Here is a 16981-nt window from a genome sequence, read left to right on the forward strand (position 1 = left end):
AGAGGAAAGGGTCGCTATGCCCTCCGCCCGATGAGAACCGAGCCCCGCCGATGACCACCGCTGCAGGAAGACGCCTCGGAGAACTGGTCCCGGCCGGGATCACGGTGCCCGGTGCGGCATCGGATCTCGCCGTCCGCGGTCTGACCGCCGACAGCCGCGCGGCCGCGCCCGGCTTCCTGTTTGCCGCCCTCTCCGGGGCGCGGACGGATGGGGCGCGCTTCGTCGCCGATGCGGTCGGCCGCGGTGCGGTCGCCGTGCTCGCCGGGCGTGATGCGGCGCTTCCCGAGCCGCTCGGCGTCCCCGTGCTCCTCGCCGACGATCCCCGCGCAGCACTCGCCGCGATCGCGGCACGCTTCTATCCCCGCCAGCCCGACCATCTCGTCGCGGTGACGGGCACGAGCGGCAAGACCTCGGTCGCGGTCTTCGCGCGACAGATCTTCGCCCATGCCGGCAAGGCCGCCGCCTCGATCGGCACGATCGGCGTCGTCTCGCCCGCCGGTTCCGATTACGGCGCGCTGACGACGCCCGATCCCGTCACGCTGCACCAGACGCTCGACCGGCTGGCGCGCGAAGGCGTCACCCATGCCGCGCTCGAAGCGTCGAGCCATGGCCTCGACCAGCACCGCCTCGACGGTGTCCGGCTCGCCGCCGCCGGCTTCACCAATCTCGGCCGCGACCATATGGACTATCATCCGACGGTCGAGCACTACCTCGCCGCCAAGCTGCGGCTGTTCCGCGATCTCCTGCCCGAGGGCGGCGTCGCGGTCGCCGATGTCGACGGCCCCTATGGCGCGTCCGTGCGCGAGGTTGCGCTCCGCCGCGGCCAGACCTTCATCGATATCGGCCGCGCCGCCGCGGCGATCCGGATCGCCGCGGTGCGGCCCGACGCCTCCGGCCAGACGATCGAGATCGACGGCGCCTATGGCCGCCACGTCGTCGCGCTGCCGCTCGCCGGAACCTTCCAGGTGTCGAATGCGCTCGTCGCCGCCGGCCTCGCGATCGGTGCCGGCATTGATGCCGACTCCGCTTTCGCCGCGCTCGGCCAACTCGTCGGCGCGTCCGGCCGGCTCGAGCGGGTCGGGGCGATCGGCGGCGCGCTCGTCTTCGTCGACTATGCGCACAAGCCCGACGCGATCGAGCAGGCGCTCGCCGCACTCCGGCCGATGACGCGCGGCCGGCTGATCGTCGTGTTCGGCGCCGGTGGCGACCGCGATCCCGGCAAACGGCCGCTGATGGGCGCGGCCGCCGTTCGCGCCGCCGATGTGGTGATCGTCACCGACGACAATCCGCGCTCCGAGGAGCCGGCGGCGATCCGCGCCGCGATCCTCGCCGCCGCCCCGGGGGCGATCGAGATCGCCGACCGCGGCGCGGCGATCCGCAGCGCCATCGCCATGCTCGCGCCCGGCGATGTGCTCTGCATCGCCGGCAAGGGCCATGAGACCGGGCAGATCGTCAACGGCGTCGTCCATCCCTTCTCGGATCATGCCGTCACCCTGGCTGCGATCGCCGAAAGGGAGGCTGCATGACCGCGCCGCTGTGGTCGTTCCCCGATCTCGTCGAGGCGGTGCGCGGCCGCCCCACCGGCACCTCGGCGCCGGCGGTCGGGGGCATCTCGATCGACAGCCGCACGGTCCAGCCGGGCGACGCCTTCTTCGCCATCAAGGGCGACCGGTTCGACGGCCATGATTTCGTCGGCGCCGCGGTGGCGCACGGCGCCTCGGTCGCCGTCGTCGCGCAGGAGCGGCTCGCCGGCATGGGCCGCATCACCGTGCCGCTCGTCGTCGTCTCCGACGTTCTCGCCGCGCTCGAGGCGCTGGGCGTCGCCTCGCGGGCCCGCTCGCGCGCCAAGATCGTCGGCGTGACCGGCAGCGTCGGCAAGACCTCGACCAAGGAGATGCTCGGCCGGGCGCTCGCCGCGAGCGGCGAGACGCATTTCTCGCCGGCCTCCTTCAACAATCACTGGGGCGTGCCGCTGACGCTCGCGCGCATGCCCGCCTCGGCGCGCTTCGGCGTGTTCGAGATCGGCATGAACCATGGCGGCGAGATCACCCCGCTCACCCGCATGGTGCGGCCGCATTCGGCGATCGTCACCACCATCGAGCCGGTCCATCTCGAGCACTTCCCGGACGGCATCGACGGTATCGTGCGCGCCAAGGCGGAGATCTTCCTCGGTGTCGAACCCGGCGGCGCCGCGCTCCTCAACCGCGACAACCCGCATTACGAGGCGCTCGCGCTGCTCGCCATCGAGGCCGGCGTCGAGCGGGTGCTCTCCTTCGGCGAGACCGCAGATGCCGATGCGCGGCTCGACCGCGTTACCCTCGATGCCGAGCGCTCGGCGGTCGAGGCGACCATTCTCGGCCACCGTGTGGTGTTCCGCCTCGGGGCGCCGGGCCGCCATCTCGTCCAGAACGCGCTCGCCGTGCTGCTCGCCGTCGCCGATCTCGGCGGCGATCTCGAGGCGGCGACCGCGGCGCTCGTCGCCATGCGGGCCGGCAAGGGGCGGGGCGAGCGCTCCACCCTCTCGATCGGCGCCGCCGAGGCGACCCTGATCGACGAGAGCTACAACGCCAATCCCGCATCGATGCGCGCCGCGATCGCGCTGCTCGCCCAGACCGAGCCGGTCGGCGCCGGGCGGCGGATCGCCGTTCTGGGCGACATGCTGGAGCTCGGGCCGGAGGCGACGGCGCTGCACGCCGCGCTCGCCGGGCCGCTCGCCGCCGCCGGCATCGACCGCGTCTATCTCGCCGGTCCGCTGATGGCCGCCCTCTGGGAGGCCTTGCCGGAGGGCCGCAGAGGCCATTATGCGGAGAGCGCGAGCGCGCTCGAGCCGATTCTCTCCGCCGAGATCGCGCCGGGTGACGTCGTGATGGTCAAGGGCTCCAACGGCAGCCGGATGGGCCCCCTCGTCGAAGCGTTGAAGTCGCGTTTCGCGTCCCCCGATCAAGCGGCGCCGCCGCGCCCGACAGGAATCTCCTGATGTTCTATTTCCTGGTGGAGCTCTCGCAGCAGTTCTCCGCCCTCAACATCTTCCGCTACATCACCTTCCGCGTCGGCGGAGCGACGATCACCTCGCTCGCCTTCGTCTTCCTGTTCGGCCCGGCGATCATCCGGGCGCTCAGGGTGAAGCAGGGCAAGGGCCAGCCGATCCGCGAGGATGGGCCGCAGAGCCACCTGCTGACCAAGAAGGGCACGCCCACGATGGGCGGCCTGATGATCCTGTCCGGCCTCGTCTTCAGCACGCTTCTGTGGGCGAATCTGGCGAGCGTGCATGTCTGGGCGGTGCTCGCCGTGACGATCGGCTTCGGCCTGATCGGCTTCTACGACGACTATCTCAAGGTGACGAAGCAGAGCCACAAGGGCTATTCGGGTCGTGCCCGCCTCGTCGCCGAATTCGCCATCGCCGGCGTCGCCTGCTACGCGCTCGTCCATCTCGCCGGCGGGCCGCTCGCGACCGCGCTCACCTTCCCCTTCGTCAAGGAGGCGGTGATCAATCTCGGCCTGTTCTTCATTCCCTTCGGCGCCTTCGTCATCGTCGGCGCCGGCAATGCGGTCAATCTGACCGACGGGCTCGACGGCCTCGCCATCGTGCCGGTGATGATCGCCGCGGCGAGCTTCGGCGTGATGGCCTATCTGTCGGGCAACGCGGTCTTCGCCGAATATCTGCAGATCCATTTCGTGCCCGGCACGGGCGAGCTCGCCGTGCTCTGCGGCGCGATGCTCGGCGCCGGCCTCGGCTTCCTCTGGTTCAACGCCCCGCCGGCGGCGATCTTCATGGGCGATACCGGATCGCTCGCGCTCGGCGGCATGCTCGGCGCGATCGCCGTCGCGACCAAGCACGAGATCGTGCTCGCCATCATCGGCGGCCTCTTCGTGCTCGAGGCGGTGTCGGTGATCATCCAGGTCGCCTCGTTCCGGCTCACCGGCCGGCGGGTGTTCAGGATGGCGCCGATCCATCATCATTTCGAGCATCTCGGCTGGACCGAGCCGCAGATCGTCATCCGCTTCTGGATCATCGCGGTGGTGCTCGCTCTCGTCGGCCTGTCGAGCCTGAAGATCCGGTGAGGATGGGCATGGAGCACCGCCGATGACCCCCGTCACCTGCTTCGAGGGCAAGCGCGTCGCCGTCATCGGCCTCGGCGGCTCGGGCCTCGCCTCGGCGCGCGCGCTGATCGCCGGCGGCGCCGAGGTCGCCTGCTGGGACGACGGCTCGATCGCCGTCGAGGCGGCGCGCGCCGTCGACCTGCCGGTCGTCGACCTCAGCGAGGCGGATTTCTCCGCCTTCGACGCGCTGCTGCTCGCCCCGGGCATTCCGCTCACCCATCCGAAGCCGCATTGGTCCGTCCTGAAGGCGAAGGCGGCGCGGATCGAGATCCTCGGCGACATCGAACTGTTCTGCCGCGAGCGGCGCGAGATCGCGCCCGACGCGCCCTTCGTCGCGATCACCGGCACCAATGGCAAGTCGACCACGACGGCGCTGATCGCGCATCTCCTCACCGTCGATGGCTGGGACGTCCAGCTCGGGGGCAATATCGGCACCGCGATCCTGGCGCTCGAGCCGCCCTCGGAGAACCGGGTGCACGTCATCGAGTGCTCGTCCTTCCAGATCGACCTCGCGCCCTCGATCGACCCCACGGTCGCCGTGCTCCTCAACGTCACCGAGGACCATCTCGACCGGCACGGCACGATCGAGCACTACGCCGCCGTCAAGGCACGGCTGCTCGGCCATGCCGGCACGGCGATCGTCGGCATCGACGACGAATGGTCGACCTCGATCGCCGACAGCCTGATCGGCCAGGGCAAGAAGGTGGTGCGCTTCACCGTGCGCCGCCCGGTCACGCAAGGCTATTATGCCGACAAGGGCCGCATCTTCGAGGTCGAGGCGGCCGTCAGCCACCAGATCGCCGACCTCACCGGCATCGGCGCGCTGCGCGGCCAGCACAATGCCCAGAACGCCACCGCCGCGGTCGCCGCCGCCAAGGCGCTCGCCGTCGCCGAACCGGTGATCGCCAAGGGGCTGAAGAGCTTTCCGGGCCTCGCCCACCGCATGGAGCAGGTCGGCCGGGTCGGCCGGGTGCTGTTCGTCAACGATTCGAAGGCGACCAATGCGGATGCGGCCGAGAAGGCGCTGTCGAGCTTCGGCCGGATCTACTGGATCGCGGGCGGGCGACCGAAGACCGGCGGGATCGCGAGCCTCGCGCCGCTCTTTCCGCGCGTCGCCCACGCTTTCCTGATCGGCGAGGCGGCGCCCGATTTCGCCGACACGCTCGCCGCGAAGAAGGTGCCGCACGAGATTTCCGGCACGCTCGACAAGGCGGTGAAGGCGGCGCTCGCCGCGGCCGCCGCCGACGAAGCCGCCGAGCCGGTGGTGCTTTTGTCGCCCGCCTGCTCGTCCTTCGACCAGTTCCGCAACTTCGAGAAGCGCGGTGAGGCCTTCAAGGCGCTCGTCGCCGCTCTGCCCGGGTTCAAGCCGATCGAGGGAGGCAAGTGATGGTCAGCCGCGCCGACCGCAGCCTGTTTTCCGAATGGTGGTGGACCGTCGACAAATTCCTGCTCGTCGGCGTCCTGTTCCTGATGTTCGCGGGCGTCGTCCTGTCGCTCGCCGGCAGCCCGCCGGTCGCCGAGCGGATCGGCCTCGACAGCTTCCACTTCGTCAAGCGGCACATCTTCTTCCTGTTTCCGACCATCGCGATCCTGATCGGCGTCTCCTTCCTGACGCCCCGCCAGGTGCGGCGGGCGGCGCTCGTCATCTTCGTCGTGGCGCTGGCGCTGATGTTCCTGACGCTGTTCTTCGGCCACGAGGTCAAGGGCGCGCGGCGCTGGATCTCGCTCGCCGGCTTCTCGCTGCAGCCCTCGGAGTTCATGAAGCCGGCCTTTATCGTCCTCTCCGCCTGGCTCTTCACCGAGAGCACGCGGCAGTCGGACATTCCCGGCAACATCTTCGCCGTGCTCCTGCTCGCGATCGTCGTCTCGCTGCTCGTCGCGCAGCCCGATCTCGGCCAGACCATGCTGACCGTCATCGTCTGGTCGGCGGTGTTCTTCCTCGCCGGCCTCTCCTGGGTGTGGATCGGTGCGCTCGCCGGGCTCGCGGCGGGGGGCATCGTGCTCGCCTATTCGGTGTTTCCGCATTTCGCCGGCCGCATCAACCGCTTCCTCGATCCCTCGACGGGCGACACCTATCAGGTCGACACGGCCCTCGAATCCGTGCTGCACGGCGGCTGGTTCGGCCGCGGCCCGGGCGAAGGCATCGTCAAGCGCGTGCTGCCGGACAGCCACACGGACTTCATCTTTGCGGTGGCGGCGGAGGAGTTCGGCATCCTCCTCTGCATCCTGCTCGTGCTCGTCTTCGCCTTCATCGTCGTCCGCGGCCTGTCGCACAGCCTGAAGAACGAGGACGCCTTCGTGCGCCTCGCGGCAGCCGGGCTGTTCCTGCTGTTCGGCGTCCAGTCGGTCATCAACATGGCGGTCAATCTCAACCTGATGCCGGCGAAGGGCATGACGCTGCCCTTCGTCTCCTATGGCGGCTCGTCCATCCTCGCGCTCGCGCTGCAGATGGGCTTCGCGCTGGCGCTGACACGCCGGCGGCCCGAGACCGGCCGGCTGACGCTGCGCCGGATGCGGCCGGCCGGGGCGGAGGTCTGACGGTGATCCGGGGGCGTGTCGTCGTTTCCGCCGGCGGGACCGGGGGACATCTCTTCCCGGCGGAGGCGCTCGCCTGGGTGCTCGTCGCGCGCGGCTGGGAGATCCATCTCGCGACGGACCATCGCGCCGAGATGCTCGGCGCGACCTTCCCGGCGAAGGAGACGCACATCATCCGCTCCGCGACGCCCTCGGGCCGCGACCCGGTGGCGATCGCGAAGGCGCTGCTCGCGCTCTACGGCGGCTATCGCGAGGCGAAGGCGCTGCTCGCCGGCCTCGAGCCCGCCGTGGCGGTCGGCTTCGGCGGCTATCCGACCGTGCCGCCGATGCTCGCCGCGGCGCGTTCGGGCGTTCCGACGGTGATCCACGACGCCAATGCCGTGCTCGGCCGCGCCAACCGGCTGCTCGCCCGGGGCGCGACGGCGATCGCGACCAGCTTCGAAACGGTCGGTCATGGCGAGGCCTATCGCGCGAAGACGGTGATGACCGGCAATCCGGTGCGCCTCGCGGTCCGTGACGCCGCCGAGGCGCCCTATCCGTCGACCGCGCCGGGCGAGCCGCTGCGGCTCGTCGTCTTCGGCGGCAGCCAGGGCGCGCGCTTCTTCTCGGAGTTGCTGCCGGCTGCGCTCGGCCTTTTGTCTGCCGGTGAGCGCGCCCGGCTGAAGCTCGTCCAGCAATGCCGGCCGGAGGATCTCGAAGGCGTTCGCAAAGCCTATCGCGAACAGGGCGTTTCGGCCGAACTCGGGCCGTTCTTCCGCGACCTGCCGCGGCGGATCGCCGGCGCGCATCTCGTCCTGTCGCGCTCGGGCGCCGGCACGGTCGCCGAACTCGCCGTCATCGGCCGGCCGGCGATCATGGTGCCGCTGCCGCACGCCATCGACCAGGACCAGCGCCGCAACGCCGAGGTGCTGGCGGCGGCCGGCGGCGGCTGGCTGATCGACCAGGCGGCGCTGACACCGGAGCGGCTGGCGAGCGAATTGCGCGGCCATCTCGCCGATCCGGCGCCGCTCGTCCGCGCCGCGGCGGCGGCGAAGTCGATCGGCCGTGCCGATGCGGTCGACCGTCTCGCCGATCTCGTCGAGGCCGTCGCCCAGAAGCGGCCCTTTGCTACCGGAGTATCCTCATGAAAATGCCCCGCGACATCGGTGCCGTCCATTTCGTCGGCATCGGCGGCATCGGCATGAGCGGCATCGCCGAGGTGCTGATCAATCTCGGCTATCGTGTCCAGGGCTCGGACGCGGCGGAGAACGCCAATGTCCAGCGCCTGCGCGAGAAGGGGGCCCGGATCGCCATCGGACACGCCGCCGCCAATCTCGGCGAGGCGCGCGTCGTCGTCGTGTCCTCGGCGATCAAGGCCGGCAATCCGGAGCTGAAGGCGGCGCGCGAGCGCTTGCTGCCGGTCGTGCGGCGCGCCGAGATGCTCGCCGAGCTGATGCGGCTGAAGAGCGCCATCGCGATCGCCGGCACGCACGGCAAGACCACAACCACCTCGATGGTCGCGGCGCTCCTCGACGCCGGCGGCTTCGATCCCACCGTGATCAATGGCGGCATCATCAACGCCTATGGCACGAACGCCCGCATGGGCGCCTCCGACTGGGTGGTCGTCGAGGCGGACGAGAGCGACGGTTCTTTCGTCAAATTGCCGGCCGATGTCGCGCTGGTGACCAATATCGACCCGGAACATCTCGACCATTACGGCTCGTTCGACAAGGTGCGCGACGCCTTCGAGCAGTTCGTCGAGAACGTGCCCTTCTACGGCTTCGCCGTGATGTGCATCGACCACCCCGAGGTGCAGTCGCTGATCGGGCGGATCGAGGACCGGCGGATCGTCACCTACGGCGCCAATCCGCAGGCTGATGTGCGCTACACCGATCTCGCGAGCGAGGGCACCACCTCGCGCTTCCGCGTGCTGATCCGCGACCGGATCACCGGCGCGATGGAGGAGATCGACGATCTCGCCCTCCCCATGCCGGGCGAGCACAACGTCCAGAACGCCACCGGGGCGATCGCCATCGCTCACCAGCTCGGCATTCCCGCCGAGGCGATCCGGCGCGGCCTCGCCGGCTTCGGCGGCGTCAAGCGGCGCTTCACGCTCACCGGCACGACGGACGGCGTCTCGGTCTTCGACGATTACGGCCATCATCCGGTCGAGATCGCCGCGGTGCTGCGCGCGGCGCGATCGGCCGCGACGGGGCGGGTGATCGCCGTCGTCCAGCCGCATCGCTACACAAGGCTGCGCGATCTCTTCGACAGCTTCTGCGCCTGCTTCAACGATGCCGACACCGTGCTTGTCGCGCCCGTCTATGCGGCGGGCGAGAGCGCCATCGAGGGCATCGACCGCGATGCCCTCGTCGAGGGCCTGCGCGTGCGCGGCCACCGCGACGTGCGGCCGATCGCCGGTCCGGACGATCTCGCCCCGGCCGTGAAGGCGGTGGCCCGGCCCGGCGATTACGTCGTCTGCCTCGGCGCCGGCTCGATCACGCAATGGGCCTATGCGCTGCCCGGCCAGCTGAAGGACGCCGCCGCATGAGCGCCGCCCCCGCCATCTCCGGCGCCGGCTTTCCGCCGCTCGCGCTCGATCTCGACGGCGTGCGCGGCCGGGTGACGGCGAATGCGCCGCTCGCCCCGATCACCTGGTTCCGCGTCGGCGGGCCGGCCCAGGCCTTCTTCCAGCCGGCGGACGAGGACGATCTCGCGCTCTTCCTCGAGCGCCTGCCGGCGGAGATCCCGGTCACCGTGGTCGGCGTCGGATCGAACCTCCTGGTGCGCGATGGCGGCATTCCGGGCGTCGTCGTGCGGCTGTCGGCGAAGGGCTTCGGCGCGGCCACGGTGGAAGCGGGCGGCCGCATCCGGGTCGGCGCGGCGCTGCCCGACAAACGGGTCGCGGCCTTCGCGCTCGAAGCGGGGCTCGCCGGCTTCGCCTTCTATCACGGCATTCCCGGCGGCATCGGCGGTGCGCTGCGCATGAACGCCGGTGCGAACGGCTTCGAGACGCGCGACCGCCTGATCGAGGTGCGCGCCGTCGACAGGCAAGGCCGGCGCCATATCCTGCCGAACGCGGCGATGGGCTATTCCTACCGCGATTGCGACGCGCCGGACGATCTCATCTTCACCGAGGCCCTCTATCAGGGCGAGCCGGCCGAGCGGGCGGCGATCGAGGCGGTGATGGCCGAGGTCGAGGCGCATCGCGAGCGCGCCCAGCCGATCCGCGAGAAGACCGGTGGCTCGACCTTCAAGAACCCCGAGGGCGGCAAGGCCTGGCAACTGATCGATGCCGCCGGTTGCCGCGGCCTCGTGATCGGCGGTGCGCAGGTCTCCGAAATGCACTGCAATTTTCTGCTCAACACCGGCGACGCGACCGGCCGGGACCTCGAACTGCTCGGCGAGACGGTGCGGGCGCGTGTGCTGGCGACGAGCGGCGTGCGGCTCGAATGGGAGATCAAGCGCCTCGGTGTCGCCCGGCCGGGCGAGGCGGTGGAGCCGTTTCTCGGCGCATGAACGAGGCCGCGGCCGCGGAACGGCTGTCGTCTTCGCACATGCGTCAATTCGGGATCGGGTGGTACATTCTAGTTAACGCGTCGTTACCGCGGCTTGAGGTAAGGTCGAAAGATTGATTCGTCGGAGATCGGAATGAAGCATGTCGCAGTGCTGATGGGGGGGTGGTCGAGCGAGCGGCCGGTGTCGCTCAATTCGGGCCATGCCTGCGCCGCGGCTCTGCGTGAGGCGGGCTACCGGGTGACGGAGGTCGATGTCGGCCGCGACGTCGCCGATGTCCTCGCCCGGCTGAAGCCCGATGTCGTCTTCAACGCGCTGCACGGCCCGTTCGGCGAGGACGGCTGCGTGCAGGGCGTGCTCGAGATCCTCGGCCTGCCCTATACGCATTCCGGCGTGCTCGCCTCCTCGCTCGCGATGAACAAGGCGCGCGCCAAGGACGTGATGAAGGCGGCGGGCATCCCGGTCGCGGAGTCCGTGCTCATGCACCGGCTCGACGTGGCGAAGGCTCATGTCATGGAGCCGCCCTATGTCGTCAAGCCGGTGGCGGAGGGATCGAGCTTCGGCGTGCTGATCGTGCGGGCCGACGCCCCGCACCCCCCGCAGCAGCTCTTCGCCGCGGACTGGCCCTATGGCGAGATCGTGATGGTCGAGCGCTATGTCGCCGGCCGCGAGTTGACCTGCGGCGTGATGGGCGACGAAGCCCTTGATATCATTGAGCTCGTCACCGCCGAGGGGCACTTCTACGACTACGACCAGAAATACTCGCCCGACGGGGCCCGCCATGTCATCCCGGCCCCGCTTTTACCGGATGTTTACCAAACTGTCCGGATGTTGGCGGTGCGGGCGCATCGCGCTTTGGGCTGTCGCGGCATCAGCCGCTCCGACTTCCGATATGACGATCGTCCCGACGGAACCGGCGCGCTGGTCTGCCTCGAGGTGAACACGCAGCCCGGCATGACCGCGACATCGCTGGTTCCGGATATGGCGGCACATGCGGGGATCGACTTCCCCGCGCTGATGCGGTGGATGGTGGAGGACGCGTCTTGCAGCAGGTGAGCCGGCTGACCATGACGGGGAGAAGGAGCACGCTTCCGCCGAAGCGGGGCCGCTTCCGTCTGCCGCGTCGGCTCGGCCTTGCGCTCGCCGGCATCGAATGGCGCATGCCCGAGCACGCCGGTCTGAAGGGCGCGGCGGCCCTGTTCATCGCCACCGCCTTCGCCGGCATGATCGCCGGGGACCATGTCCGCACGACGATCGGCTATGCGACCGCCTGGTGCGGCCTCGCGGTCGACAGCGTGCGCATCTCCGGGCAGAGCGAGACCTCCGAGATCGAGGTGCTCGACAGCCTCGCCCTCGGCCCGCACGCCTCGATCGTGACGCTCGATCTCGGGGATGCCCGCACCCGCATCGAGGCGCTGCCCTGGGTCGCCCGTGCGACGCTGCAGAAGGTCTATCCCGATACCCTCAAGGTGGCGATCGAGGAGAAGAAGCCCTTCGCGCTGTGGCAGCGCGGACCCGTCACCACGATCATCGACGAGCGCGGCGCGGTGATCGCGCCGCTCGCCGATGCCCGCTATGCGGGTCTGCCGCGGGTCGTCGGCGTCGGCGCGAACGAGCGCGTTCACGAGGTGCTCGACCTCGTCCGCCCCTTCGCGGCGATCGCCGGCCGCATGCGCGGCGCCGTGCTCGTCTCGGAGCGCCGCTGGAACATCGTGCTCGACGACGGCGTCACCATCCTCCTGCCGCAGGACAAGCCCGAGGAAGCGCTGCAGAAGCTCGCCGTCGCCGAGGCGAAGAACGACCTGCTCGAGCGCGACATCGTCTCCGTCGATCTGCGGCTCGACGATCGCCTCTATGTCCGGCTCGCGCCCGAAGCGATGAAGCGCCGGATCGAGGAGATCAAGGCCCGCGAGAAGCTCGCCAAGAAGCGGGGGACGGACGCCTGATGGCCCTTTTCGAATCCTCCGATTCCCGTTTCCGGCCGCTGCCGCCGAAGAAGGCGACGATCGTCTCGATCCTCGACGTCGGCTCGACCAAGATCTGCTGCCTGATCGCGCGACTTCGCCCCCGCGAGCCGGACGACATGCTGCCCGGCCGCACCCATTCGATCGAGGTGCTGGGGCTCGGCCATCAGCGCTCGCGCGGCATCAAGTCCGGCGTCGTCGTCGACCTGGAAAAGGCGGAGCACGCGATCCGGCTCGCCGTCGATTCGGCCGAGCGGATGGCCGGCGTCACGGTCGAATCCGTGATCGTCAACATCTCGGCCGGACGGCTCGCGAGCGAGACCTTCTCGGCGAGCGTCAAGCTGTCGCCGCGCGAGGTCGAGGAGGCGGATATCCGCCGCGTGCTCGCCGCCGGCCGCGATCATTCGGTGACGGATGACCGCGTCGTCGTCCATTCCCTGCCGATCCGCTACGCGCTCGACGGCAATCCCGGCATCCGCGATCCGCGCGGCATGGTCGGCGAGCGGCTCGGCGTCGACATGCACGTGGTGACGGCCGAGGCCGGCCCGGTGCGCAATCTCGAACTGTGCATCGCCCGCTGCCATCTCGCGGTGGAGGCGATCGTCGCCTCGCCCTATGCGAGCGGCCTCGCGAGCCTCGTCGAGGACGAGAGCGAGCTCGGTGTCGCGCTGATCGATCTCGGCGGCGGCACGACGACGATGGGCGTGTTCTTCGACGGCCAGTTCGTGCACAGCGACGGCATCGCGATCGGCGGCCAGCACATCACCAATGACATCGCCCGCGGTCTGTCGACGCCGATCGAATATGCCGAGCGGCTGAAGACGATGCACGGCAATGCCCTGTCGATCACGGCGGATGATCGCGACATCCTGTCGGTGCCGCCGCTCGGCGAGGACGAGCGCGACATCCCGAACCAGGTGCCGCGTTCGGCGCTGACGCGGATCGTCCGGGCGCGTGTCGAGGAGATCCTCGAACTCGTCCGTGACCGGCTCAATTCCTCCGGCTTCGCCACCATGGTCGGACGCCGCATCGTGCTGACCGGCGGCGGCAGCCAGCTGACCGGCGTCGCCGAGGCGGCGCGGCGGATTCTCGCCCGCAACATCCGGCTCGGACGCCCGATGGGCGTCGCCGGCATGCCCGAGGCGACCCGCGGGCCGGCTTTCTCGGCCGCGGTCGGGCTTCTCATCTACCCGCAGGTCGCGCGGCTCGAGCAGGCGGCGCGGTCGGGGCGGGGACGGTTCCAGCTGACGGGTACGGGCGGCTACATCGCGAAGATGGGCAGTTGGTTGCGTGAGAGTTTTTAGCCGGAAGGCTCGGTCGCCCGCGGCGGGGCGCCCGGTTCTTGAGATTGGGCCGGTTGCCGCCGACGGCCAAGGGGTCTAGACGACGAGGTCAACATGACGATCAACCTGAAGATGCCGGACATCACCGAGCTGAAGCCGAAGATCACGGTGTTCGGCGTCGGCGGCGCGGGCGGCAACGCCGTCAACAATATGATCCGTTCGGGTCTCGAAGGGGTCGAATTCGTCGTCGCCAATACGGACAGCCAGGCGCTGATGTCGTCGCGCGCCGAGCGGCTGGTCCAGATGGGCGTCGCCGTCACGGAAGGTCTCGGCGCCGGCTCGATGCCGGATGTCGGGCGCGCGGCGGCCGAGGAGGTGCTCGACGAACTGAACGACCACCTGTCCGGCTCGCACATGGTGTTCGTCACCGCCGGCATGGGCGGCGGCACGGGCACCGGCGCGGCGCCGGTGATCGCGAGGGCCGCGCGCGAGCACGGCATCCTCACCGTCGGCGTGGTGACGAAGCCGTTCCAGTTCGAGGGCGCCCGCCGCATGCGGGTGGCGGAAGCCGGCATTCGCGAATTGCAGGCGAATGTCGACACGCTGATCGTCATCCCGAACCAGAACCTCTTCCGCATCGCCAACGAGAAGACCACCTTCGCCGACGCCTTCGCGATGGCCGACCAGGTGCTCTATTCCGGCGTCGCCTGCATCACCGACCTGATGGTCAAGGAAGGCCTGATCAATCTCGACTTCGCCGACGTCCGTTCGGTGATGCGCGAGATGGGCAAGGCGATGATGGGCACCGGCGAGGCCTCGGGCTCGAACCGCGCGCTGCAGGCGGCGGAAGCCGCGATCGCCAACCCGCTGCTCGACGAGACGTCCATGAAGGGCGCGCGCGGCCTGCTGATCTCGATCACCGGCGGCCGTGACCTCACGCTCTTCGAGGTCGACGAGGCGGCGACGCGCATCCGCGAGGAAGTCGATCCGGACGCCAACATCATCCTCGGTGCCACCTTCGAGGAGTCGCTCGAGGGCGTCATCCGGGTGTCGGTCGTGGCGACCGGCATCGATTCGGAATCGCGAGAGGACGTGACGCCGGCGGAGGTCCGCATGGCCGAGCTGAACCAGCGTCTGAAGACCGCCACGCAGCCCGCCCCGCCGGCGCCGCGTGGTCCGACCGGCGGCACTACGAGCCACGCGGTGCACGCCCAGCCGGTGATGCGCCAGCCGGTCGCCCCGGCGCCGCAGCCGGCTCCCGTGCAGCCCGTCGCGCATCATCCGCAGCCGGCGGCGGCCGATCCGGGTGTGACGATCGCTCCGATCGCGCCGCAGCCCGCCGCCTATGCCGCGCCGGAGCTCGATCACGAGTTCGATCTCGGACCGGCGCTCGGCGTCGCGCCCGAGCCGGCGCCCGTGCCGCAGACCTTCATCCCGCCCGCCGCCGAGGCGCCCGCGCCGCGCATGCCGCGCGTCGAGGACTTTCCGCCGATCGCCCAGCGCGAACTGCAGGCGCATCAGGGCCGCGGCGACGATCACCATGACGAGGACCGCGGGCCGATGAGCCTGCTGCGGCGTCTGGCGAGCGTCGGCCTCGGCCGGCGGGAGGAGGAGGCGGCCGCGCCCCCGGCGCAGCAGCCGCGGGCGATGCAGCCCGCTCCGCGCGCGCCGCAGCCGCAGCAGCCCGCCGCGCCCCGCGCGCCGGCCCAGCAGGCGCCGCAGGCCGGCTATGCCGCCCGTCCGCCGCAGGCCCGTCCGCAGGCGCCGGCCCCCAATGACAGCCTCTATCGGCCGCGTCAGGGGGAGCTCGACCCGCACGGCCGCGTCATGCCGCGCGAGACGCGCGGCGAGGATGATCAGCTCGAGATTCCGGCCTTCCTGCGCCGCCAGTCGAGCTGAGCGCGCGCTCTCTGTCACAGACGAGGCCCGGCGGTCCCCACCGCCGGGCCTTTCTCATTGATTAACCATGCTGTTTCGCCCTCGGCCCGCAGTAACAGAGCGATAGAAAGCGTGAATTGTTCCGCGCCGCGGCCGCTCCTATCCTCATGCTCACAAACCGCTGGCGACAAAGCGGGAATTCGGTCGGTGACCGGGGCATCGTGGCAGTAGGCCGGGGCGGCGTGTCCGCCGAAGGTCGAGACGGGGCTGGACATGGCGAAACGACAGGCCGGGACGCAGACCACTCTGCGCGACCGGGTGACCATCTCGGGCGTCGGCGTCCACTCCGGCGCGACGGTCACCATGACGCTGCTGCCCGCCGAGGCCGATACCGGTATCCTCTTCTATCGCACCGATATCGACGTCGCGGCGGACGTCGCCATTCCCGCCCGGATCGATGCCATCGGCCCGACCGAGCTGTGCACCACGCTCAACATCGACCGGCTCTCCGTCGCGACGGTGGAGCATCTCCTCGCCACTTTTTCCGGCCTTTCGGTCGACAATGTGATCGTCGAGATCGACGGTCCGGAAGTCCCTGTGATGGACGGCAGCGCCGTCGCCTTCGTGGACGCGATCGAATCGGTCGGTCTCGTCCCGCTCGCCGCGCCGCGCGCCTATATCGAGGTGCTGCATCCGGTCCGCGTCGAGCAGGGTTCATCCTACGCCGAACTGCGGCCGTTCGACGGCCGCCGCTTCGAGATCGAGATCGATTTCGACCATCGGCTCGTCGGCCGGCAGATGGTGATCGTCGACCTGACCGCCGAGAGTTTCCGCAACGAACTCGCCCGGGCGCGCACCTTCGGCTTCCTCGCCGATGTCGAGCGCCTGATCGCCGCCGGCTTCGCGCGTGGTGCCTCGCTCGACAATGCCGTCGTCGTCGCCGAGGACCGCATCCTCAACCCGGAGGGGCTGCGCGCCTCCGACGAGTTCGTCCGCCATAAGGCGCTCGACGCGGTGGGCGATCTCGCGCTCGCCGGCGCGCCGATCCTCGGCGCCTACCGCTCCTATCGCGGCGGCCACAAGCTGAACGCCCGCATGGTCGAGGCGCTCTTGTCGGACCCCTCCGCCTATCGCATCGTCGAGCGGCCCTCGCTGCGTCCGGAGCCGATGCGCGCGGAAAGCGCCGTCGCCCTCGCCGGCGCCGCCCTCGGCCCGGACCGGAGCTGAACGGCGGCCTGCCCGGTCTTCCTTCGGGGCCGGCCTCTTCTACCCAGAGCGATCGCGCCGCCTTCGCGTCTCCTCTTTGGGCGAGCGGGCTTCCCGCGCTTGCGGGCGGAGCGAGCCCGGATGCGAAGGGCGAGGGCGCTTTTCTGGCCCGGGCGAGGAAGCGAGACCCTCACCCTACCCTCTCCCGCGGGGCGGGAGAGGGGGTGGCTGCGGCTGCGCTCAGGAAGGTTCGGCGAACGGCTTTGGCTTTCGATGGGGGATCGGCGGGCCGGCCTTCCCCTCTCCCGCGGGGCGGGAGAGGGCTTCGCATCTTGGCGAGCGAAGCGAGGTTAGATGCGAAGGGTGAGGGTGCGCCTCTCTTCCTCGATGAAGGGAAGAGCCCTCACCCTACCCTCTCCCGCGGGGCGGGAGAGGGGAATCCCGGCGGCCGCGTTCGTGGCCCCCGCCATCCTCGGGCGAAGGTCGGCACCGTCGGTTCCGCCCCCTCTCCCGCTTGCG

Annotated in this window: 13 protein-coding genes; all 13 read left to right on the forward strand. The window is 70.2% G+C overall.

Going from position 1 to position 16981, the window contains the following annotated elements; translation table 11 throughout:
• Positions 1 to 50: 50 nt before the first annotated feature.
• Positions 51 to 1526, forward strand: coding sequence for a UDP-N-acetylmuramoyl-L-alanyl-D-glutamate--2,6-diaminopimelate ligase (locus GGQ63_RS10280; protein ID WP_183855322.1), 1476 nt, complete (start codon positions 51 to 53; stop codon positions 1524 to 1526).
• Positions 1523 to 2977, forward strand: a complete 1455-nt coding sequence (locus GGQ63_RS10285) for a UDP-N-acetylmuramoylalanyl-D-glutamyl-2,6-diaminopimelate--D-alanyl-D-alanine ligase (protein ID WP_183855324.1) — start codon at positions 1523 to 1525, stop codon at positions 2975 to 2977. Before GGQ63_RS10280 ends, GGQ63_RS10285 begins: the two co-directional genes overlap by 4 nt.
• Positions 2977 to 4062 (forward strand): phospho-N-acetylmuramoyl-pentapeptide-transferase, encoded by a 1086-nt coding sequence (mraY, locus tag GGQ63_RS10290; protein WP_183855326.1) that lies wholly within the window; start codon positions 2977 to 2979, stop codon positions 4060 to 4062. The genes GGQ63_RS10285 and mraY overlap by 1 nt, the downstream gene beginning before the upstream one ends.
• Before the next feature lie 22 nt (positions 4063 to 4084).
• The gene (gene murD / locus GGQ63_RS10295) at positions 4085 to 5488 is read left to right on the forward strand and encodes a UDP-N-acetylmuramoyl-L-alanine--D-glutamate ligase (protein WP_183855328.1); all 1404 of its coding nucleotides are present in this window, start codon (positions 4085 to 4087) and stop codon (positions 5486 to 5488) included.
• Complete coding sequence (gene ftsW / locus GGQ63_RS10300) at positions 5488 to 6639, forward strand: putative lipid II flippase FtsW (RefSeq protein WP_183855330.1); 1152 nt, start codon at positions 5488 to 5490, stop codon at positions 6637 to 6639. The genes murD and ftsW overlap by 1 nt, the downstream gene beginning before the upstream one ends.
• A 2-nt stretch (positions 6640 to 6641) precedes the next feature.
• The gene (gene murG / locus GGQ63_RS10305) at positions 6642 to 7763 is read left to right on the forward strand and encodes an undecaprenyldiphospho-muramoylpentapeptide beta-N-acetylglucosaminyltransferase (protein ID WP_183855332.1); all 1122 of its coding nucleotides are present in this window, start codon (positions 6642 to 6644) and stop codon (positions 7761 to 7763) included.
• Entirely contained in the window at positions 7760 to 9166 is a 1407-nt protein-coding gene (gene murC / locus GGQ63_RS10310; RefSeq protein ID WP_183855334.1) for a UDP-N-acetylmuramate--L-alanine ligase, read from the forward strand. The genes murG and murC overlap by 4 nt, the downstream gene beginning before the upstream one ends.
• The gene (murB, locus tag GGQ63_RS10315) at positions 9163 to 10134 is read left to right on the forward strand and encodes a UDP-N-acetylmuramate dehydrogenase (RefSeq protein WP_183855337.1); all 972 of its coding nucleotides are present in this window, start codon (positions 9163 to 9165) and stop codon (positions 10132 to 10134) included. The genes murC and murB overlap by 4 nt, the downstream gene beginning before the upstream one ends.
• Positions 10135 to 10260: 126 nt before the next feature.
• Positions 10261 to 11187, forward strand: a complete 927-nt coding sequence (locus tag GGQ63_RS10320) for a D-alanine--D-alanine ligase (RefSeq protein ID WP_183855459.1) — start codon at positions 10261 to 10263, stop codon at positions 11185 to 11187.
• Positions 11184 to 12077 (forward strand): cell division protein FtsQ/DivIB, encoded by an 894-nt coding sequence (locus GGQ63_RS10325; protein WP_343061130.1) that lies wholly within the window; start codon positions 11184 to 11186, stop codon positions 12075 to 12077. The genes GGQ63_RS10320 and GGQ63_RS10325 overlap by 4 nt, the downstream gene beginning before the upstream one ends.
• Complete coding sequence (gene ftsA, locus GGQ63_RS10330) at positions 12077 to 13399, forward strand: cell division protein FtsA (RefSeq protein WP_183855341.1); 1323 nt, start codon at positions 12077 to 12079, stop codon at positions 13397 to 13399. The genes GGQ63_RS10325 and ftsA overlap by 1 nt, the downstream gene beginning before the upstream one ends.
• A gap of 93 nt (positions 13400 to 13492) precedes the next feature.
• Positions 13493 to 15277, forward strand: coding sequence for a cell division protein FtsZ (gene ftsZ / locus GGQ63_RS10335; protein WP_183855343.1), 1785 nt, complete (start codon positions 13493 to 13495; stop codon positions 15275 to 15277).
• Between the two features lie 252 nt (positions 15278 to 15529).
• Positions 15530 to 16483, forward strand: a complete 954-nt coding sequence (lpxC, locus tag GGQ63_RS10340; protein WP_183855345.1) for a UDP-3-O-acyl-N-acetylglucosamine deacetylase — start codon at positions 15530 to 15532, stop codon at positions 16481 to 16483.
• Positions 16484 to 16981: the final 498 nt, after the last annotated feature.

The organism is Prosthecomicrobium pneumaticum (assembly GCF_014199915.1).
Lineage (GTDB): Bacteria > Pseudomonadota > Alphaproteobacteria > Rhizobiales > Kaistiaceae > Prosthecomicrobium > Prosthecomicrobium pneumaticum.